20 protein-coding genes are annotated in these 19,730 nt (G+C 65.4%); 14 read left to right on the top strand and 6 right to left on the bottom strand.

Annotated elements, in window-relative coordinates; all coding sequences use genetic code 11:
* The first annotated feature begins 52 nt into the window (after positions 1-52).
* The 7 genes from lipA (at position 53) to VI234_RS07200 (ending at position 7,582) form a co-directional block, all read left to right on the top strand.
* Positions 53-982, top strand: coding sequence for a lipoyl synthase (gene lipA / locus VI234_RS07230; RefSeq protein ID WP_336329618.1), 930 nt, complete (start codon positions 53-55; stop codon positions 980-982).
* Positions 983-1,154: 172 nt separating this feature from the next.
* Positions 1,155-2,261, top strand: coding sequence for a pyruvate dehydrogenase (acetyl-transferring) E1 component subunit alpha (pdhA, locus tag VI234_RS07225; protein ID WP_008306888.1), 1,107 nt, complete (start codon positions 1,155-1,157; stop codon positions 2,259-2,261).
* Complete coding sequence (locus VI234_RS07220) at positions 2,258-3,256, top strand: alpha-ketoacid dehydrogenase subunit beta (RefSeq protein WP_008306889.1); 999 nt, start codon at positions 2,258-2,260, stop codon at positions 3,254-3,256. The genes pdhA and VI234_RS07220 overlap by 4 nt, the downstream gene beginning before the upstream one ends.
* A gap of 3 nt (positions 3,257-3,259) precedes the next feature.
* Complete coding sequence (locus VI234_RS07215; protein ID WP_336329617.1) at positions 3,260-4,900, top strand: dihydrolipoamide acetyltransferase family protein; 1,641 nt, start codon at positions 3,260-3,262, stop codon at positions 4,898-4,900.
* A 145-nt stretch (positions 4,901-5,045) separates the two neighbouring features.
* The gene (locus VI234_RS07210) at positions 5,046-5,354 is read left to right on the top strand and encodes a hypothetical protein (protein ID WP_049942745.1); all 309 of its coding nucleotides are present in this window, start codon (positions 5,046-5,048) and stop codon (positions 5,352-5,354) included.
* Between the two features lie 39 nt (positions 5,355-5,393).
* Complete coding sequence (lpdA, locus tag VI234_RS07205) at positions 5,394-6,812, top strand: dihydrolipoyl dehydrogenase (RefSeq protein ID WP_336329616.1); 1,419 nt, start codon at positions 5,394-5,396, stop codon at positions 6,810-6,812.
* Between the two features lie 140 nt (positions 6,813-6,952).
* On the top strand, positions 6,953-7,582 hold the full coding sequence (locus VI234_RS07200; protein WP_336329615.1) for a hypothetical protein: 630 nt from the start codon (positions 6,953-6,955) through the stop codon (positions 7,580-7,582).
* A 114-nt stretch (positions 7,583-7,696) separates the two neighbouring features.
* Here the strand turns inward: VI234_RS07200 and VI234_RS07195 are convergent, their stop codons facing one another.
* On the bottom strand, positions 7,697-8,029 hold the full coding sequence (locus VI234_RS07195; protein WP_239642243.1) for a hypothetical protein: 333 nt from the start codon (positions 8,027-8,029) through the stop codon (positions 7,697-7,699).
* 224 nt (positions 8,030-8,253) lie between these two features.
* On the opposite strand from VI234_RS07195, the gene pheA reads away from it, so the two are divergent.
* The 3 genes from pheA to VI234_RS07180 all read left to right on the top strand — a co-directional run bounded on the left by pheA (position 8,254) and on the right by VI234_RS07180 (position 9,993).
* The gene (gene pheA / locus VI234_RS07190) at positions 8,254-9,069 is read left to right on the top strand and encodes a prephenate dehydratase (RefSeq protein WP_008306894.1); all 816 of its coding nucleotides are present in this window, start codon (positions 8,254-8,256) and stop codon (positions 9,067-9,069) included.
* A 61-nt stretch (positions 9,070-9,130) separates the two neighbouring features.
* A complete protein-coding gene (locus VI234_RS07185) occupies positions 9,131-9,538 on the top strand; it encodes an Hsp20/alpha crystallin family protein (protein ID WP_336329614.1) in 408 nt (135 codons plus the stop codon).
* A gap of 2 nt (positions 9,539-9,540) precedes the next feature.
* Positions 9,541-9,993, top strand: a complete 453-nt coding sequence (locus VI234_RS07180) for a peroxiredoxin (protein WP_008306896.1) — start codon at positions 9,541-9,543, stop codon at positions 9,991-9,993.
* A gap of 30 nt (positions 9,994-10,023) precedes the next feature.
* Here the strand turns inward: VI234_RS07180 and leuS are convergent, their stop codons facing one another.
* Together leuS and VI234_RS07170 are read right to left on the bottom strand one after the other, a co-directional pair.
* The gene (leuS, locus tag VI234_RS07175; RefSeq protein WP_336329613.1) at positions 10,024-12,699 is read right to left on the bottom strand and encodes a leucine--tRNA ligase; all 2,676 of its coding nucleotides are present in this window, start codon (positions 12,697-12,699) and stop codon (positions 10,024-10,026) included.
* Positions 12,700-12,852: 153 nt separating this feature from the next.
* Positions 12,853-14,244, bottom strand: coding sequence for a sensor histidine kinase (locus tag VI234_RS07170; protein ID WP_008306898.1), 1,392 nt, complete (start codon positions 14,242-14,244; stop codon positions 12,853-12,855).
* 198 nt (positions 14,245-14,442) lie between these two features.
* Here VI234_RS07170 and VI234_RS07165 point away from each other — a divergent pair, with 198 nt between their 5' ends.
* Genes VI234_RS07165 through VI234_RS07155 form a run of 3 tightly spaced genes read left to right on the top strand, consistent with a single transcriptional unit; the run spans position 14,443 to position 15,060 of the window.
* Positions 14,443-14,628 (top strand): hypothetical protein, encoded by a 186-nt coding sequence (locus tag VI234_RS07165; RefSeq protein WP_336329612.1) that lies wholly within the window; start codon positions 14,443-14,445, stop codon positions 14,626-14,628.
* Positions 14,628-14,795 (top strand): hypothetical protein, encoded by a 168-nt coding sequence (locus tag VI234_RS07160; RefSeq protein ID WP_008306900.1) that lies wholly within the window; start codon positions 14,628-14,630, stop codon positions 14,793-14,795. The genes VI234_RS07165 and VI234_RS07160 overlap by 1 nt, the downstream gene beginning before the upstream one ends.
* Before the next feature lie 43 nt (positions 14,796-14,838).
* Positions 14,839-15,060 (top strand): DUF7535 family protein, encoded by a 222-nt coding sequence (locus tag VI234_RS07155; protein ID WP_008306901.1) that lies wholly within the window; start codon positions 14,839-14,841, stop codon positions 15,058-15,060.
* Here the strand turns inward: VI234_RS07155 and VI234_RS07150 are convergent, their stop codons facing one another.
* Complete coding sequence (locus VI234_RS07150) at positions 15,061-16,056, bottom strand: ornithine cyclodeaminase family protein (protein WP_336329611.1); 996 nt, start codon at positions 16,054-16,056, stop codon at positions 15,061-15,063.
* 76 nt (positions 16,057-16,132) lie between these two features.
* Between VI234_RS07150 and VI234_RS07145 the strand changes: the two genes are divergently transcribed.
* The gene (locus VI234_RS07145; protein WP_008306903.1) at positions 16,133-17,008 is read left to right on the top strand and encodes a hypothetical protein; all 876 of its coding nucleotides are present in this window, start codon (positions 16,133-16,135) and stop codon (positions 17,006-17,008) included.
* A gap of 426 nt (positions 17,009-17,434) precedes the next feature.
* Here VI234_RS07145 and thsB read toward each other — a convergent pair whose 3' ends face one another.
* A complete protein-coding gene (gene thsB, locus VI234_RS07140; protein ID WP_442905021.1) occupies positions 17,435-19,114 on the bottom strand; it encodes a thermosome subunit beta in 1,680 nt (559 codons plus the stop codon).
* A 174-nt stretch (positions 19,115-19,288) separates the two neighbouring features.
* Positions 19,289-19,678 (bottom strand): DUF7383 domain-containing protein, encoded by a 390-nt coding sequence (locus VI234_RS07135; protein WP_008306905.1) that lies wholly within the window; start codon positions 19,676-19,678, stop codon positions 19,289-19,291.
* Between the last annotated feature and the right edge of the window lie 52 nt (positions 19,679-19,730).

Genomic DNA, 19,730 nt, shown 5'->3' with positions numbered 1-19,730 from the left:
CGGAACACGCGACCCCCGCACGTTTTTGACCGGGCGAACCTAACTCCGGGTAATGAGTCGTTCGCGCAAGCCTGACTGGCTGAAGATGCGGCCACCGTCGGGCGAGCGGTTCACCGATATCAAGCAGACGCTCCGGGACCGCAACCTCAACACGGTCTGTGAAGAGGCCAACTGCCCCAACCTCGGAGAGTGCTGGAGCGGGCGCGATGGACCGGGGACGGCGACGTTCATGCTGATGGGCGACCGCTGTTCGCGGGGCTGTAACTTCTGTGATGTCGAAACCGGTGGGATGGACCCGTTAGACCCCGACGAGCCACAACAGGTGGCCGACGCCGTCGCGGAGATCGGGCTGGACTACGTGGTGCTGACCAGCGTCGACCGCGACGACCTCCCCGACCAGGGCGCGGGCCACTTCGCCGAGACGATTCGCGCTATCAAAGAGCGCGACCCGTCGATTCTGGTCGAGTGTCTCATTCCCGATTTCCAGGGAGAACCGGACCTCGTCCGGAAGATCATCGACGCCGACCCGGACGTCATCGCCCACAACATCGAGACGGTCGACCGCCTCCAGTGGCCGGTCCGGGACCGCCGGGCGGGCTACGAGCAGTCCCTCTCGGTGCTTCGGCAGGTCGACCGCGAGAGCGACTGCTACAGCAAGACCAGCCTGATGCTGGGCGTCGGCGAGTACGCCCACGAGGTGTACCAGACGCTGTCGGACCTCCGGCAGGCCGGCGTCGACGTGGTCACCTTCGGCCAGTACCTCCAGCCCTCCCGCTCGCATCTGGAGGTCACGGAGTACGTCCATCCGGACGCCTTCGATACCTGGCAGCGGGTCGCCGAGGAGGAGTTCGACTTCCTGTACTGCGCCTCGGGGCCGATGGTCCGGTCGTCCTACCGCGCCGGCGAACTGTTTGTCGAGAGCGTCCTGCGTGAGGGCCAGAGTGCAGACGAGGCGCGGGCGAAAGTGCGCGCTGACAACTGATACATCGGAGTTATCACTAATAAATTGGGCAGAATTTAAACCGTTTCAGAGTGTCTTATACCCCCGTATTCCCAGTAATACCCACGTCGGAGATATTTTTCAGCCCCGCGAAAGCTCTAAAGGTAGTGCGAGTGAACAGTCGTCGTATGCCACTTCGACGGAGGCGGTTTCTATGAGTGTCCTCCAGCGCGACCCAGCGGACAGGGTACAGATTCTCGATGAAGACGGGACAGTGGTCGACGGCGCAACGGTGCCGGACCTCTCGGACGACGAACTGGTAGAGATGTATCGGTATCTCAAACTCGGCCGGCACTTCGACCAGCGGGCGGTGAGTCTGCAACGACAGGGCCGGATGGGGACCTACCCCCCGATGTCGGGACAGGAGGCCTCGCAGGTCGGCAGCGCCTTCGCTCTGCGCGACGGCGACTGGGCCTTCCCGAGCTACCGGGAGCATCTCGCCATGTACGTCAAGGGGTGGAATCTGTCGGACGACCTGTTGTACTGGATGGGGTCGGAGGCGGGTAATTCGCCGCCGGAAGACGTACAGGCGTTCTCGTTTGCGGTCCCGATTGCGACACAGATTCCGCACGCGACCGGGGCCGCGTGGGCCTCGAAGCTCAAGGGCGATGACACCGCTGCCCTCGTGTACTTCGGAGACGGTGCGACCTCCGAGGGCGACTTCCACGAGGGGCTGAACTTCGCGGGCGTGTTCGACGTGCCGGCGGTGTTTTTCTGTAACAACAACCAGTGGGCGATTTCGGTCCCGCGGGAGCGCCAGACGGCCAGCGAGACGCTCGCACAAAAGGCCAACGCATACGGCTTCGACGGCGTCCAGGTCGACGGGATGGACCCGCTCGCGGTGTATCAGGTGACTCGCGAGGCCGTCGAAAAGGCACACGACCCGCCCGAGGACGGACTCCGCCCGACGATGATCGAGGCAGTGCAGTACCGCTTCGGCGCGCACACGACCGCCGACGACCCGTCGGTGTACCGCGACGACAGCGAGGTCGAGCACTGGAAGCAGAAAGACCCGATTCCGCGGATGGAGGCGTTCCTCAGAGACCAGGGCCTGCTCGACGACGAGCGGGTCGACGCCATCGACGAATCGATTCAGGAGGAGGTGGCCACAGCTATCGACGAGGCTGAGGCGACCGAGCGACCGGAACCGGAGGAGATGTTCGCGGACGTGTACGCGGAGATGCCACAGCGACTCGAACAGCAACTGGACTACCTCGAAGACCTGCGCGAGCGACACGGCGACGAGGTGCTACTGGAATGAGTACACAGGACGCAGACACACAGAGTTTGACGCTCGTACAGGCCGTCCGTGACGGCCTCTACGGCGAGATGGAGCGGAACGAAGACGTGGTCGTAATGGGTGAAGACGTCGGGAAGAACGGCGGCGTCTTCCGGGCGACGCAGGGACTCCACGAGGAGTTCGGTGACCAGCGGGTCATCGACACGCCGCTCGCGGAGGCCGGCATCGTCGGAACGGCCATCGGCATGGCCGCCTACGGGCTCCGGCCGGTGCCGGAGATGCAGTTCTCCGGGTTCATGTACCCCGCGTTCGACCAGATCGTCAGTCACGCCGCCCGGCTTCGGAACAGGAGCCGCGGCCGATACAATTGCCCGCTCACCGTTCGCGCGCCCTACGGCGGCGGCATCCGCGCGCCGGAACATCACTCCGAATCCAAGGAGGCGTTCTACGTCCACGAGGCGGGGCTGAAAGTCGTCGTCCCGTCGACGCCGAAGGAGACGAAGGGGCTGCTGACGGCGGCCATCCGGGACCCGGACCCCGTCATCTTCCTCGAACCGAAGCTCATCTACCGGTCGTTCCGCGAGGAGGTCCCCGACGACCCCTACACGGTCGAACTGGGTGAGGCGAAGGTCCGTCGTGAGGGGAGCGACGTGTCCGTGTTCACCTGGGGCGCGATGACCCGGCCGACGGTCGAAGCCGCCGAGGAACTGGCCGAGGAGGGCATCGACGCCGAAGTGATCGACCTGCGAACGCTGTCGCCGATGGACACCGATGCCATCGTCGAATCGTTCAAAAAGACCGGGCGAGCGACTGTCGTCCACGAAGCCCCCAAGACCGGTGGACTGGCCGGCGAGATTATCGCCACCATTCAGGAGGAAGTCCTGTTGTACCAGGAGGCTCCCGTCACCCGGGTGACGGGCTTCGACGTGCCCTACCCGCTATACGCGCTGGAGGACTACTACCTCCCCGAACCCGCCCGCATCAAAGACGGTATCAGAGAGGCAGTGGAGTTCTGACGTATGTTCGAGTTCAATCTCCCGGACCTCGGTGAAGGGGTCGCAGAGGGTGAGGTGTTGACCTGGCACGTCTCGCCGGGCGACGCCGTCACCGAGGATCAGGTCCTCGCGGAGGTGGAGACCGACAAGGCCGCCGTCGACGTGCCGTCGCCGGTCGACGGCGTCGTGCAGGAACTGCACGCCGAAGTCGGCGAGATGGTACAGACTGGCGAGGTGCTCATCACTATCGACGAGGCGGGCGATGCCGAAGCGGACGACGCGGCGGCTGGCAGTGCGGACGACGCCGAATCGGCAGAAGCTACCACAGAGGCGGTAGCCGACGACGCTGCGAGCGAAACCACAGCGGCCGATGCGTCGGACCAGTCTGACGCAAGCACGGCCGACGGGCGCGTGTTCGCCTCGCCGAGCGTCCGTCGACTCGCCCGTGAGAAGGGGGTCGACATCGCGGCCGTCGACGGGAGCGGGCCGGGCGGTCGCGTCACCGAGGGGGATGTCGAGGCGGCCACAGCATCGGCCGCCGAGACGACCGACGGCGACGACGGCCCCACGTCGGTCGTTTCGGAGGCGTCCGACGACGGGGACGGCCCGACCACAGCAGTTTCGCAGGTCGACGATGCGAACACAGACGACGGGAATGCTGTCAAGTCAGCCGTCAGAAGTGTCTCCGGTGACGGACAGGCGGCCGCCAGTCGCGAGCAGACGCTGGCGACGCCAGCCACCAGAAAGGCCGCCCGCGAACTCGACGTGAACATCGACGCCGTCCCGACCGACCAGACCCGGGACGGCCAGCCCTACGTCGACGAGTCGGCCGTTCGGACGTACGCGGAGACCCAGCAGGCCGCGCAGGCGGCTGATGCCGAAGCCGTCAGCGCCGAAGGTGGCGCGGCGGGAACGGCAGCCGAGGCGGGCGACGCTGGGACCGAAACGACGGCCGTCGAGACGGGCGACGGCGAGCGCCGCGAACCGTACCGTGGCGTCCGTCGGTCCATCGGCGAACAGATGGCTCGGTCCCGGAGAGAGGTGCCCCACGCGACCCACCACGACCAAGTCGTCGTGTCTGGCCTCGTCGAGGCCCGTGAGCGGCTCGCCCCACTCGCCGAAGAACATGATGTCACCCTGACGTACACGCCCTTCGTGGTGAAATGCGTCGCCGCGGCGCTGGACCAGCACCCGGTGCTCAACACGGCGCTGGACACCGAAAACGAGGAAATCGTCTACAGAGACGTCCACAACATCGGCGTGGCGGCAGCGACCGACCACGGCCTTGTCGTGCCGGTCGTCGACGACGTGGACGGGAAGGGCCTGGTCGAACTCGCAGACGAGATCAACGACCTCGTCGGGCGGGCCCGAGAGCGTGACATCGAGCGGTCGGAGATGCAGGGCGGGACGTTCACCGTCACGAACTTCGGGGCCATCGGCGGCGAGTACGCCAGCCCGATCATCAACGTCCCCGAGACGGCGATTCTCGGGATCGGGGCGCTGAAGGAGCGGCCGGTGGCCGAAGACGGCGAGGTCGTCGCGAAACCCACGCTCCCGCTCTCGCTGGCAATCGACCACCGCGTCATCGACGGGGCAGACGCCGCGCGCTTCGTCAACACGCTCAAGGAGTACCTGGCGGACCCGACGCGGCTCCTGCTGGAGTAGCCGCTCGGGTTCGCAATCGAAACCGAAATTCGTCACTGGAACGACAGGGCTGGTGATGCCCTCCACGAGAGACACATGGATCTGGTACGGATTAGGCGCACTGTTCGTCCTGCCGCCGGGATGTATGGCCCTCGCCCGGCTGTCGATGGAACTGTTCATATCGTCGGGGTCGGCCAGTGACGGGAGTCTCGGAACGTTCCTCGGCGCGTTTGCTCTGACCGTCCTCGCCAGTTGGGCGAGTGTGCTGTTCAGCCTGCTTCTCACAGTCGGCCTCTTTCTCGACAGTCGACACCTCCGGCGGACCGACGGGGACTGGTCCCCGACACCGCTGTATGCGCTCGCCGGCATCGTCCACGGGGTGGGATCGACACTGCTCGCGGCGTTTGCGGTGTCGGTACCGGTCGTCGGCTACTATCTGTATCGGCGGCGCACGCGAGACACGACAGTGAGGTGAAGGGCGATAGCTTTTCACGGACCCGGACGAGGCACCGCTATGGTCGTTGGAGATGTCACTACTGGAACCGAACTGCTTGTTATCGGCGGCGGTCCGGGCGGCTACGTCGCCGCGATACGGGGCGCGCAACTGGGACTGGACACGACGCTCGTCGAGCGGGACGCCTACGGCGGGACCTGTCTGAACCACGGCTGTATCCCCTCGAAAGCGCTCATCTCGGCCTCGGACGTCGCCCACGACGCCCGACAGGCCGAGTCGATGGGCGTGTTCGCGGACCCGGCCGTCGACATGGCCGGGATGACAGAGTGGAAAGACGGCGTCGTCACACGGCTGACACGGGGCGTCGAATCGCTGTGTGAGAGCGCCGGCGTCAATCTGATTGAGGGGACCGCCGAGTTCGTCGACGACGGGACGGTCCGAGTCGCTCACGGCGGCGAGGGGCAGGGCTCGGAGTCGCTGTCGTTCGAACACGCCATCGTTGCGACGGGGAGCCGACCGATGGCGGTCCCCGGCTTCGAGTTCGACGGCGAGCACATCCTCTCCTCGAAGGACGCGCTCGCGCTCGAATCGGTCCCCGAGAAGCTGCTCGTCGTCGGCGCGGGCTACATCGGCATGGAGCTCTCGACGGTGTTCGCGAAACTGGGCGCGGAGGTCACGGTCGTCGAGATGCTCGACGACGTGTTGCCCGGCTACGAGGACGACGTCGCGGCGGTCGTCCGCGACCGCGCCGAGGATCTGGGAATCGATTTCAACTTCGGCGAGGCGGCCGACGACTGGGACGAGACAGACGAGGGCATTCGCGTCCAGACCGTCGACGAAGACGACTCGGTCACCGAGTACAATGCCGAGAAATGTCTCGTCGCGGTCGGCCGCGAGCCGGTCACGGACACGCTCGCGCTGGAGAATATCGACCTCCAGACGGACGAGAACGGCGTCATCCCGACCGACGACCAGTGCCGGACGGCGTTCGAGTCGGTGTTCGCAGTCGGCGACGTGGCCGGCGAGCCGATGCTTGCCCACAAGGCGATGGCCGAAGGCGAGGTCGCTGCGAGAGCCGCCGCCGGCGAACCGGCCGCGTTCGACCATCAGGCGATTCCCGCCGCGGTGTTCACCGACCCCGAGATCGCCACTGTCGGTATGACCGAAGAGGAAGCCGAGGCGGCGGGCTTCGAGCCGGTCATCGGACAGATGCCGATACGAGCTAACGGCCGCGCGCTCACGGTCAACGAGAAGGAGGGGTTCGTCCGCGTCGTCGCCGATGCCGATGAGGAATTCCTGCTCGGGGCGCAGATCGTCGGCCCGGAAGCATCGGAGCTTATCGCCGAACTCGGGCTGGGTATCGAGATGGGCGCGCGGCTTGAAGACATCGCCGGGACGATCCACACGCACCCGACGCTCTCCGAAGCGGTCCACGAGGCGGCCGCGGCGGCACGCGGCGAAGCGGTTCACACGCGCTGAGAACATTTTGGGCTGATTCGCGAAGATCAGTCAAACACAACTCTGTGGGCGTTTACTGACAGAGAGGCAGAATTTTGCGCCGTGCAAAAGGGTTATATTGTGGATTGAGTAAACTGTCGGTGACTAGGAACCGGTAAGATATGTCTACTGACTCACAGCCCGACGATACCATCGCCCAAGCGATCATTTCGGGGTCGACGTACGAGCGACTCCGCTATGAACGCCACTCGTATCTCAGACAGACCGTCCCGCGGACGCTCGCGCTCCAGAGCGCCCTGCTTGGTGCGCTGGCACTGTTACTACCGATCTACGGCCTGTATCCGGACAGCACCGCGGCGTTTCTCCCGTCGATCGACCCCGGCGTCGCTTCGCCGAAGGTGCTGTTGCTCGGACTGTTCGGCGGCTTCTTGCAGTTGTTCGGTGCGACGTTGCTCGTCGGGTCAGTTCTCTACCGGGTCCGGCTTGCGCCGCTGACCGAGCGACAGGCGCACGCGGCGCTCAACGCAGAGGACTTCGCCCGCTACGTCGGCCTTGGAACCGGCGGACTGGCGATCGTGCTCTCGCTTTGCCTGTTCGCTGTCGGCCTGGGCGGTGGTGACGCAGTGTCCGCATACATCGCGTCCACGGGTCGAAACCCGTTCGTCGACTCCGGGTTCGGCCTGTCGGTTGCGACGGTCTCACTGCTCGCCTTCGTCGCCAGCGTGACGGTTTTTTACGCCTCGCGATACCTTCTCGTTCACCTCGCGCTGTTCCATCGTAGCAACGAGTGAGGAGTGTCACCGTTGACCTCCTCCCACGCCTTCAGGCGTGGGCTTTCGCCTTGCTCCCGCTGTAACGATACAGCAGTAGCGGGATTTCGCGTCCGTGAAAAGTCGAAGACGCCGTCAGTTAGTCGCGACGTCGTTGATACCTGACTGTATCAAGAACCACGAAATGGGACCGAAGACGACGAACAGCAGGAACAGGACCACGCCGCTCTGGTCGGTGACGGCTTCCGCCGCGTTTGAGATCTGCCAGATCCCGATGATGTTTACGAGAGGAATGACTGCCAAAATGGGAGTCAGGTTCTGGTCTGTCCCTGCATCGAGTTGCTTGGCAGTCTTGTACAGCCAGTACAGGCCGTAGAGCGTTCCAGTCACGACAAACAGGACGACCTGCAGGCCGAGTGACCCGTCTTCGAACGCGGTTGCGTCAGTCACTTGCGGTGTTGCTGACATACAGTCGCTATTCGCTCACGCTTGCTGAAAAAAGTACACCCGCTGTAGATTCGCAAGCAGTCGGACGGGTGCCTGTCTGACACGGCACTGACGAGGACCTGGCACGGTTGTCCTGAACGGCGGCTGACGCCACCGAGACAGCGCCAGACGAATACCGCGACCGCCCCGGCACAGCGCTTGCCGATGACCACGGTTCTTTTGGTTCCCACCGCTGTACCCCGGGTATGACCACTGTTACCCTGGGTCCCGAGGGGACCTACTCCCACCGCGCCGCACAGGCAGTCACCGACGACGAGATATCCTTCTCCGAGTCGGTGACCGCCATCGTCGAAGCCGTCGCCAGCGGCGAGGCCGAGCGCGGCGTCGTCCCGGTCGAGAACAGCATCGAGGGCTCCGTCACCGAGTCACTCGACGCCTTCGCGGAGTACGACGTTGCCGTCGTCGAGGAGATCATCACACCGATCCGCCACGCGCTGCTCGCACAGGACGAGTCGTTCTCGCTGGTGGCCAGCCACGCGCAGGCGCTGGCCCAGTGTCGGGGCTGGCTCGACGAGCACTACCCCGGCGTCAACGTCGAGGCCGTCGCGTCGACGGCCCGCGGCGTCGAGCGCGCCCGCGGCGACGCGGACATCGCCGCAATCGGCCACCCCGAGAACGCGACCAACGGGACCGAACTGAAAGTGCTCGCCGAGGACATCCAGGACCAGTCCTCGAACGCCACCCGCTTCGTCGTCGTCGCCCCGACGAGCGAGCGCAGCGAGGCCGGCGGCAAGACCTCCTTCATCGTCTACCCCGACGTCGACTACCCCGGGCTGCTGCTGGAACTGCTGGAGCCGTTCGCCGACCGCGACATCAACCTCACCCGCGTCGAATCTCGACCCAGCGGCGAGCGCCTTGGCGACTACGTCTTCCACATCGACATCTCGGCCGGCCTCTACGAGCAGCGCACGCAGGACGCCCTCGCCGACATCGAAGACATCGCCGAGAAGGGGTGGGTCCGCCGGCTGGGGTCGTACGACTCGCAGACGGTTGTCAACTGAGTCAGCGGGACACCGCCGGCCCCGTTCAAGCGTTAAGTCCCGGGCCCGTGTACCCCCGTGTATGTCTGACCGCGATCCGTTCAGCGAGATCGAGCGCGCGTTCGATATGCTGGAAGAGCAGTTCGGCGTCGACATGGGCGCTATTCCAGTGGACGTCGTCGACGAGGGCGACGCCTTCGTCGTCCACGCGGACCTGCCGGGCTACGACAGCGACGACATCGACGTCCAGCTCGTCGAGGACCGAGAGGTCACCATCAGCGCCACGTCGAGCCGGGAGCAAGAGTCGACTGACGGCCAGTACGTCCAGCGCGAGCGCCGCCAGCAGTCGCTGAGCCGGTCGGTCCGTCTTCCCGAGTCCGTCGACGAAGCGGAGACCACTGCGAGCTACGACAACGGCGTTCTCACCGTTCGGCTTGAGAAGATCGTTCACAGCGAGGGCGACGACGGGACGGACATCCCAGTGAACTGACGATGGTGCTCGAACCCGGCACGGACGTGCCGACGATCAGGGCGACGAACCAGCACGGAAACCCGGTCCAGCCCGCCTTCGAGCAGCCGACGGTGCTGTACTTCTATCCGGCGGACGACACGCCGGGGTGTACGACGGAGGCGGAACAGTTCGAGGAGCACGCAAACCGGTTCGAGGACGCCGGCGTCTCGGTGTACGGCGTCTCGACCGACGGCGTGGAGAGCCACCGCGACTTTGCCGAGGCGAACGGCATCAGCTTCGACCTGCTGGCCGACCCCGAGGGGCGACTGTCCGAAGCGTTCGATGTGTCGCTGGTCGACGGACGGAGCCAGCGGACGACGTACGTCATCGCGAAGGAACGCGTCGTCGCCGTCTACGAGCGTGTCGGTCCCGACGGCCACGCGGCGAGCGTCTTCGAGGACCTCGTCGACACTGGATTAGTCAGCACCGAGTAGGCCGCAACAGGCCGTGTGGCGGACGCTCGGCTACTCGTCGATGTCGATGGCCGGGCGACCGGGACCGGCTTTGCCGACGAGGTCGGGGTCCGCTTCCGCTGGTCCCTGAACGGTTACGTCAGCGCCGAACTCTCGTTCGATGAGCCACGCGGCCCGTTCGAGCGCCGCCTGTTCGCGCTCGGGCGACAGTTGCTCGTCGAGCGACTGTGCGCGGCCGGCCACCTCCTTGGCGAAGTCCGCGGCCGCCTCGCCCTGCTCGCGCAGTTCCTCGTCCTGCATGACGGTCCCGACGACGTTGCCGTCGGCGTTTCGAGCGAGGTCCAGCACGCGGTGCTTCCACTGGGGCGCGACGGCGAGCGTGATGGTCTGTGGGTCCTCGATGCCGACCGTGTCGACGATATCGCGGATGTCCTCGCGGGTGTTCTCGACCAGCCGGCGCTCCATCTCGTAGTCTTCGGGGGCTTCAGGAGCCGGCCACTCGGCCTCCGCGATGAGGGCGTCGTGGCCCAGTTCGGCCCACATCTCCTCGGCGGCGTGGGGGGCGACCGGGGCGAGCAGTTTCGCCGCCGTCGCCAGCCCGCGCTCGAAGGTGTCGGCGTCGGGGGTGGTCGCTTCCTGATACCGGCGCAGCAGCGACACCAGTTCCCGCACGGCCTGGAGCGCGTGGTTGAACCGGAAGTCCTCGAACTCGGCCGTCGCGTTCGCCGCGGTGGCGTCGATTTCGCGGGCGACGTAGGCCGCGATGTCGTTGGTCTCCCCTGTATCAACTTCGCCGCTTGCGTACTCCGAAACCAGCGTGTACACGTTCTGGAGGAAGCTGTGGGCGGACTGCACACCCTCAGGGCTCCAGGCGAACTCCTTCTCTGGCTGGGCGGCCTCCATGATGAACAGCCGGGCCGTGTCCGCGCCGTACTCCTCGATGATGCGCTGTGGCGAGACGCCGTTGCCCAGGCTCTTGGACATCTTGTTGCCGTCCTCGCCGAGCACCATCCCCTGGTTCGTGAGGTTGGTGAAGGGTTCGCGGACGCCGTCGACCATGTCGAGGTCGTCCAGCACCTTCGTGAAGAAGCGGGCGTACAGCAGGTGCATCACGGCGTGTTCGATGCCGCCGACGTACTGGTCGACCGGCATCCAGTCGCTGGCCCGCTCGGCGTCGAAGGGGGCCTCCGTCATCTCCGGCGAGGTGTACCGCAGGAAGTACCACGAGGAGTCGACGAAGGTGTCCATCGTGTCCGTCTCCCGCACCGCGTCGGCCCCGCAGTCGGGGCAGTCGACGTGCTTCCACTCCTCGGCGGCGTCCAGCGGGTTCCCGGTGGTGTGGACGAACTCCGGCAGTTCGACGGGGAGGTCCTCGTCGGGGACCTCGACGTAGCCACAGTCCTCGCAGTGGATCATCGGAATCGGGGTGCCCCAGTAGCGCTGGCGCGAGATGCCCCAGTCCCGGAGGTTGTACTCCGTGCGGTGCTCGCCGTCGAACTCCTCGACGAACCGGTCGCGAGCCGCCTCGCTCGTGAGGCCGTCGAACTCGCCGCTGTTGACCAGCACGCCGTCCTCGGGATACGCTGCCGCCTGTACGTCGATGTCCTCGGGGTCAGCGTCCGCATCATCTGTCGGTTCGACGACCTGCACGATGTCGATGTCGTGGGCCTCGGCGAACTCGTGGTCGCGTTCGTCGTGGGCCGGCACGGCGTACAGCGCGCCCGTCCCCACGTCGGTCAGCACGTAGTCCGCGACGTAGACGGGAATCTCCTCGCCGGTGGCGGGGTTTTCGGCGTACTCGCCGGTGAACACGCCGGAGGTCACGTCCAGTTCATCCTCGTCGGCCCGCTCGGCGGTCTCGATGTACTCGGCGACCTCGTCGTTGTCTTCGGCGATTTCCTGAGCGACGGGGTGGCCCGGGGCCAGCGAGAAGAACGTCGCGCCGTGGATGGTGTCCAGACGGGTCGTGAAGATGTCCACGTCGCCGTAGTCGCCGACCTCGAAGGCGACGCTCGCGCCCTCCTGCTTGCCGATCCAGTTGCGCTGCATCTCCCGGACGTTGTTCGGCCAGCCGTCGAGGTCGTCTAAGTCTTCCAGCAGTTCCTCGGCGTAGTCGGTGATGGTGAAAAACCACTGGTCCATCTCGCGGGCCTCGATTGGCGTGTCACAGCGCCAGCACAGTTCCGCCTCGCCCTCGACCTGCTCGTCAGCGAGGACGGTCTCACAGGAGGGACACCAGTTCAGTTCGGCGGCCTGGCGCTCGACCAGCCCTTCCTCGCGGAACTGCTTGAAGAGCCACTGGTTCCACTGGTAGTACTCGGGCTCACAGGTCGCCAGCTCCCGGTCCCAGTCGTAGCCAAAGCCCATCTCCGTGAGTTGCTCGCGCATCGAGTCGATGCACTGCATCGTCCAGTCCCGCGGGTTGGTGTCGCGTTCCTCGGCGGCGTTCTCCGCGGGGAGGCCGAAGGAGTCCCAGCCCATCGGGTGGAGGACGCTCTCGCCGCGCATCCGCTCGAAGCGGGCGTAGGCGTCCGTGATAGTGTAGTTCCGGACGTGGCCCATGTGGAGGCTCCCGGAGGTGTACGGGAACATCGCCAGGATGTACTCCGGGTCGGTCTCGTCGTCGTCGATCCGGAACACGTCGGCCTCGTCCCACGTGCGCTGCCACCGGGGCTCGATCTCCGTGTGATCGAACCCCCGCTCGCGTTCCTCACCGGTCGTGGTCATGATATCGGAACATCCGGCAGCGACCGTGCTATACCTTTCCCTTCGGGAGGCTATCAGGGTCGGCCGCACGAGCCCACAAGCCGAATGGATGTGAATCCGGGGGACCGGCGTACCACAGAGCGGTAGCGTCGCCGCAGGTCGACCAGCCGCCGGCTATGCCTGACAGTCGACGTTGCCGATGTCGAATCGAGCGCCGCCCGACTCGCTCTCGGACATGGAGATCGTCCAGCCGTGGTCCGCGGCGACCCGGCGAGCGACGTAGAGTCCGAATCCGGTGTTCTCCGGGACAGCGGTGTGGCCCGCGTCGAACACGCGCTCCGGCGGTTCGACATCGATGCCCGGGCCGTCGTCAGCGACGAAGAAGCCGTCGGCCGTCGTACCGACGGTGACGGTGACCGACGCTCCAGCGTGTTCGAGCGCGTTCTGGAACAGTATCTGGAGCAACAGCCCGGCGGACTCCTGATCGGCGACAATGCGGGTGTCCCCATCGAAAGTCAGACACGCCTCACTGCCGGCGAGGGTGTCCCACACCTCCCGACTGAGACGGGAGAGCCAGACGTGTTTTCGCTTCGGAACCTGTTCGATCTCGTCGCGCTGGCTCGAGCGGTTCGGATCGCTCGTGGAGAGTTCGACCACGGTATCGATAATCGTCGAGATCTGGGAGAGCGACTCCTCGATGTCGGCGGTCGAATCGTCACAGTCAGCCAGTTCTTCGAGTCGCCCGTAGGCGATCTGGAGTTCGTTTCGAAGCTCGTGAGACGCCACGAGTGCGACTTTCACCATCCGTTCGTGCTGGCGGCGAAACGCGTGCTCGCGGAGCTTTCGCGCCGTGATATCCTGAGTGTGTCCGACGATTCCCCGAACGTTCCCAGCGGAATCGTACCACGGCATCTTGCGGGTGCGGACGTACGACGCGTCGAGATCGAGGAACTCCTCCACTTCGATCCGGTCCGTGTCGCCCTCGATGACGTCCATCTCATCACGCAGGGCCGCTTTCGCGTGTTCATCGGCCAGTTCCGGGACCTCGACGTCGGTGAGGCCGAGCCGGTCGGTCGGCTCGTTGAACCCCCGACCCATCAGGACGTGTCGGGCCTGCTCGTCTTTCGCGTACAGGTGGTCCGGCAGCTCGTTGAACAGGGAGAGCAACAGCGTCTCCATCGGGGACGGCGGGCGTCCGGCAACAGTCGGTGGCTCAGCGTCGAGACTGTCCCGGAGGGTCTCGGCGACGGCGTCTTCGAGACGTGTCGACGCCTCGACGGCCGTCACGTCGAGGGCATCCGGGACCGCCGACGGGTCCTCGCCAGCGACGATCACCGGCAAGTCGGGAAACAGCTTCCTGACGCCGTACGCGATATCGGTTCCGGACTGGCCATCGACTGTTTCGGGCAGAACGAGAGCGTGGAACGTCGAATGGGTGAGCGTGTCAAAGAGGGCCGTGAGGTCCGACAGATGCGTGATCGAAGCCGGCGTCTCAGCGAGAGCGGATTCGAGAGTCCCGGTATCCAGCCTGTCGGCTGCGACGACGAGCACAGATTTGCTACCCATAGTGCGTTCCCAGTGACCAAACTATTGCGTGTGGTGGACTGTCACTGTTTCGGGTGTTTCGAGGACCAGACGCCGCTCACAACTGCCAGTGCAGCGATGTCGCCCGGACTGTCGAGCCGATAGCGTCGCCGGTACTCCGGCCGAGAGAGCGGCGCCCCACACAAGATTTTTGCCGGTCTCGGCTGGTGTCGGGAGTGTATGGTACACTGCCCTGACTGCCAGATCTCGCTCGAAACGGCCGACGACATCGAGTTCGTCGAAGTGGACGCCAAGACCGGCTTCATCAAAGCCTCCAAGCGCTTTTACACCGCCAACTGCGCGGCCTGTGGCGTCACTATCGGTAGCGGCGTCGCCGGCGCGAAGTCCAACGGAGGTGCAGCCTGATGGTCCACTGTCCGGAATGCGACGCGGAGATGGCCAGCCCGGACGACGTAGAGTTCCTCGACATGGAATCGACGACCGGCTTCTTTACGGCCTCTAAACGGTTCTACCTCGTGGCCTGTGACAACTGCGGGGCTGCCATCGGCAGCGGCGTCGCCGGTGCGATGTAGCCGCCGGGCCTAGGCTTATACACGTCTCAATGCAAGAGAAAGTATGGCGGAATCACCTGACGACGACGCGAAGGACAGCGGACGACTGCCGAAGGCCCTCCGGTCGGTCACGCCGGGGTCGCGGAGCCGTCCCAACGAGGGGATGGACGTGATCGGCTGGGGCATGCTCGCCGGCCTGCTCGTCCTGCTGGTCCCGCTCCTGCCGTTTATCATCATCGTCTGGGGCATCTCGAAAGTGACCGACATGCTCACGCCCTCGTCGTAATCAGGTCGTATCGGTATCGACGAGGGAAAACGGCGTTCCGTCGCCCTCGTCGCTTGCGTTCTCGTAAACGACGTGCGCGGCCGCGACGTCCTGGATAGCTAGCCCCGTGGAGTCGAAGAGGGTTATCCTGTCGTCGTCGGTCCGCCCCGAGAGGGTGCCCGCGACGATGTCGCCGAGTTCCCCGTGGAGATTGTGGTCGGTCAGGACCCCCTCGCCCCACGGGACGTTGATCTCGCCGGAGTGGGTGCACTGTTCGTAGTTGTCGATGACGAGTTTCGCGTCCAGCAGCGTGCGTTCGTCGTGTTCCTGCTTGCCGGCGGCGTCGGCTCCGATGGCGTTGATATGTGTGCACTTTCCGACCCACTCCCGGTCCACGATGGGTGACTCGACGGGCGTAATCGTCGACAGCACGTCACAGCCGGCGGCGTCCTCGATGGTGCCCGCCCGCACGTCGAACCGGTCGGCGAACGCGTCGACGAACGCCTGCTGTTTCTCCGCGTCCCGGTCGGCGACGACCACCGTCTCGATATCTCGGACCGACGAGATAGCGTCCAGTTGCGTGTGGGCCTGCGTGCCGGCCCCGACCAGCCCAAGGGAGTCGGCGTCGGCGACGGCGAGATGATCGGTGGCGACGGCGGCCGCCGCCCCGGTCCGCAGGCGCGTCAGAACGGTGCCGTCCATCACGGCCAGCGGGAACGCCGTCTCGGGGTCCGAGTAGATGAGCGTCCCGAGAACGGTCGGCAGGTCGTGGTCACGGGGGTTGTCCAGGTGGACGTTCACCCACTTGACCGCGGCGGCGTCCCACGTCTCCGCGTTGACGTAGGCAGGCATCGACCTGAAGTCGCCGTTGTACTGCGGCAGGTCGACGTAGGACTTGGCCGGCATGATGGTGTTCTCCCTGGCATCGGCGGCGAAGGCCGCGGCGACCGCGTCGATGACTGCCGGCATCGTCGCATGGTCCTCGACCGCGTCCGCGCCGAGAAGTAGCGTCTGCATACGGTATGTTGACACTCGACGATATTCAGCCCTCCGCCGTCACAGGGGTTATATCGCCACACGACCAGTCACGGGTATGCGTCGCGGGGCGGCGATTGCCGCGGTCTGTCTCTGTCTGCTGAGCGCCGGGTGTGCCGGTCTGTTCGGGGACGGCTCGGCCGCCAGGGAGACGGTGACACCGGCTCCAGTCCCGACCGCGGACGCGCCGACGAGCCCCGAACAACGGGCCCCGGGCGTCGTCGGCGACCGCGTCGTCAACGCCACCGCGCTCGGCCGCGCCCACGTCAGCCAGCTCTCGAACACCTCCTATCGCGTCCACCACACCAGGACCGTCATGAACGGCAGCGGCCTGCACAGCCGCGTCCGGACCCGTGCCAGCGTCAGCGCGGGCTACGAGTCGTACACGGCCACCCGAACGATATCTGGGCAGAGTGTGACAGCGCGTGAGATCCACAGCACCTGGCGGGACGGCCGTGCGCTCAGGCGGACGACCGTCAACGGGTCGACGTCGGCGGAAGTGGTCGCGGACAGCCGCGGTATCGGTGGCCCGCCACGCTCACCTCGGGCCGCGCTGTTCTTCGAACCCACGTTCAACGGGCGTCTCATAGCGCTGCTTTCCGCCACTAACATCACATCCATCCGCCCCGGCGACGAGGTCATCAAGCAACTGTACGGCGTTCCGTTGTATCGCATCAAAGGAACCGGGTCGGCCGACGACAGCGCGGTTGCCACCCGTCCCGTCGACCGTGTGACCAACGTCTCCCTCTCGGCGACCGTGACGCCCAACGGCGTCGTCCGAGGCTACGCGCTCCAGTACACGGTCGTGAACGGAACGGATACCCACAGAGTGACCGAGATTCTCCGCTACAGCGACCTCGGAACGACGGACGTGGTGTTCGAAGACCGACAGCGGACCGAACGCCATCGAAACCGAACAGCGCGTCCCGAATGACGCGAGCAACGGCTGGACGCCGTCGAATCAGTCACAAAACGGAGAGAGGCCCCCACCCGCTGTCACCAGTCCGTCCCACCAAACGGACCGGGACAGTCGATACTTCGCAGAGACGTACCTAACTGTTTCTCCGGTTTCACGTCTCGATATACACGCTGAGATGACTCGGCGCGTTACAGAACCGCAAAAAAACCGAACCGCAAGCGGCGATTCGCTCGTTCGGAGGTCTCTCCGGTCGACCTCCCTGCTCGCGTGTCGCTACGCTCCCGCTCGCAATTCGAGGGCCCTCACTTCGTTCGGTCCCTCGCTTTGCTCACGGACTTCATCCGTTCGCTCGTTCGGAGACTTCGCTCCGCTCAGAACCTCGCTGTTCGCGGCTTTCGCCGCTCACTATTCGAGGGCCCCTCACTTCGTTCGGCCCCTCGCTTACATCATGCCGCCCATACCGCCGCCCATGCCGCCCATACCGCCAGGGGCGCCACCGGGGCCGCCGGGGCCGCCTTCGTCGCCGCCGGAGGTCGAGAGCTCGCCGGCAGCGATGATGTCGTCGATCTTGAGGACCAGGTTCGCGGCCTCTGCAGCCGAGGAGATCGCCTGTCGCTTGGCGTGGGCCGGCTCGACGACGCCGGTGTCGAGCGTGTTCTCGACGTCACCGGAGAAGACGTTCAGGCCGGCGCTGACGTCGCCGTCCTCGTGGGCGGCGCGCAGGTCGACCAGCGTGTCGATGCTGTCGAGACCGGCGTTCTCGGCGAGGGTGCGCGGGATGATCTCCAGCGCGTCGGCGAAGGACTCGATAGCGAGCTGTTCGCGGCCTTCGACGCTGTCGGCGTAGTCGCGGAGCCGGCGAGCGACTTCGACTTCTGGTGCGCCGCCGCCGCCGAGGACGCTGCCGTTGGCGACCGTCGCCGCGACGACGTCGAGCGCGTCCGTGACGCCGCGTTCGAGTTCGTCGACGACGTGGTCGGTCGAGCCACGGAGCAGGAGAGTGACGCCGTGGGCCCCGTCGCCGCTGCCCTCGACGTAGAACAGGCCTTCGACCTCGTCGCGGGTGATGGAGCCGTGCCCGAGGTCCTCCGCGGTCGCGGAGTCGAGGTCCGAGACGATGCGGGCCCCGAGGACTTCCTTGAGGAACTCGATGTCGGACTTCTTGGCGCGGCGGACGGCCAGGATGCCCTTCTCGGCGAGGTAGTGCTGGGCCATGTCGTCGATGCCCTTCTGGCAGAAGACGACGTCAGCGCCGGTGTCGGCGATCTGGTCGACCATCCGCTTGAGCTGCTCTTCTTCCTTGTCGAGGAAGTTCTGGAGCTGGCTCGGGTCGTCGACGGAGAGCTGCGCGTCGACCTCGGTCTCGTCGAGTTCGATGGCCGTGTCGACCAGCAGGACGTCGGCGTCGTCGACTTCGGTCGGCATCTCCTCGTGGACCGGGTCCTTGTCGATGACCGCGCCTTCGAGGAGTTCAGAGTTGCCGGCGGAGCTGCCGGTCTGGGTCTCGATGTTGAGGTATTCGAGGTCGGCGATGACGGAGCCGTCCTCGGCCTCGACGGTGACGGCGTTGACCGCGTCGACGATGAGCTGGGCGAGCAGCTCCTTGTTGAGCTCCGCGCCCTTGCCCGTCATCGAGGTTTCGGCGACTTTCTTCAGGAGTTCCTCGTCGTCGGGGTCGACTTCCGTGGCGATATCCGCGATTTCGTCCTTGGCCTGCGTGGCGGCCATGTCGAACCCTTTGATGATCGCCGTCGGGTGGATGTCCTGTTCGAGGAGGTCCTCGGCGTTCTTGAGGAGTTCGCCTGCGATGGCGACGGCGGAGGTGGTGCCGTCACCGGCCTCGTCTTCCTGTGTCTCGGCAACCTCGACGATCATCGAGGCTGTCGGGTTGTCGATGTCCATCTCCGAGAGGATGGTGACGCCGTCGTTCGTGACGGTGACGTCACCCATCGAGGAGACGAGCATCTTGTCCATCCCCTTCGGGCCGAGCGTCGAGCGTACTGACTCGGCGACCGCGCGAGCGGCCGAGATGTTGTGTTCCTGTGCAGACTTGTCCTTCATCCGCTGGGAGTCCTCTCCCAGGATGATCATCGGCTGGCCCTGCATCTGGCGTTGGCTCATAATCAAGCGAAGATTGCATGTGGTTCTATATAAAAGTACGGGTTATGGGGCGTTCGTCGGTCACCCATTGAGACAGCCAGAACAGGTGAAACCACCAGACAGAGGGAGTACGGTCCGTCGATAGTGGTAGCTGTTGGCACGCCCCATCAAGCGAGCGACGACCTGTTTATATATTCACTCGACGGGTTCCGTCCAGTGGACCGTGACCGACCCGACGACGAAGGCGTCTTTCGAGTCGGTGTCCCGTCGGAACTGGATCGTGTTCTTACCGAGGTGCAGTCGCTCGGGCGCAATCGTGTCCATCCAGAGCTGCCACCCCTCGCCAGGCGCGATGTCGAACCCCGACAGCGCCTCGCCGTTGACAACGATTTCGTGGTCGAAGTCCTCGACGTCGAACACCTGCATCTGCACGTACGGGTCATCCGGTGACGAGGTGGAGATGTCGAAGGAAACCGGATCGGTCGAATCACCGGTGTACTCGGCCCAGGGAACGTCGAGCGAGTCCGCCGACGGGCCGAGGAGCTGCTGGAACTGACAGAGCGCGTAGTTGGCACGACGTGACATACGGGTTACGTCTCCCGGGCGGTATAAAAATCAGTGGTCAGTTGCGGTCGCA

The organism is Haloarcula sp. CGMCC 1.2071, from assembly GCF_037078445.1.
Classification (GTDB): domain Archaea; phylum Halobacteriota; class Halobacteria; order Halobacteriales; family Haloarculaceae; genus Haloarcula; species Haloarcula amylolytica.
The sequence above is the reverse complement of the archived record's forward strand: the minus strand, read 5'-3'. Positions and strand labels throughout refer to the sequence as shown.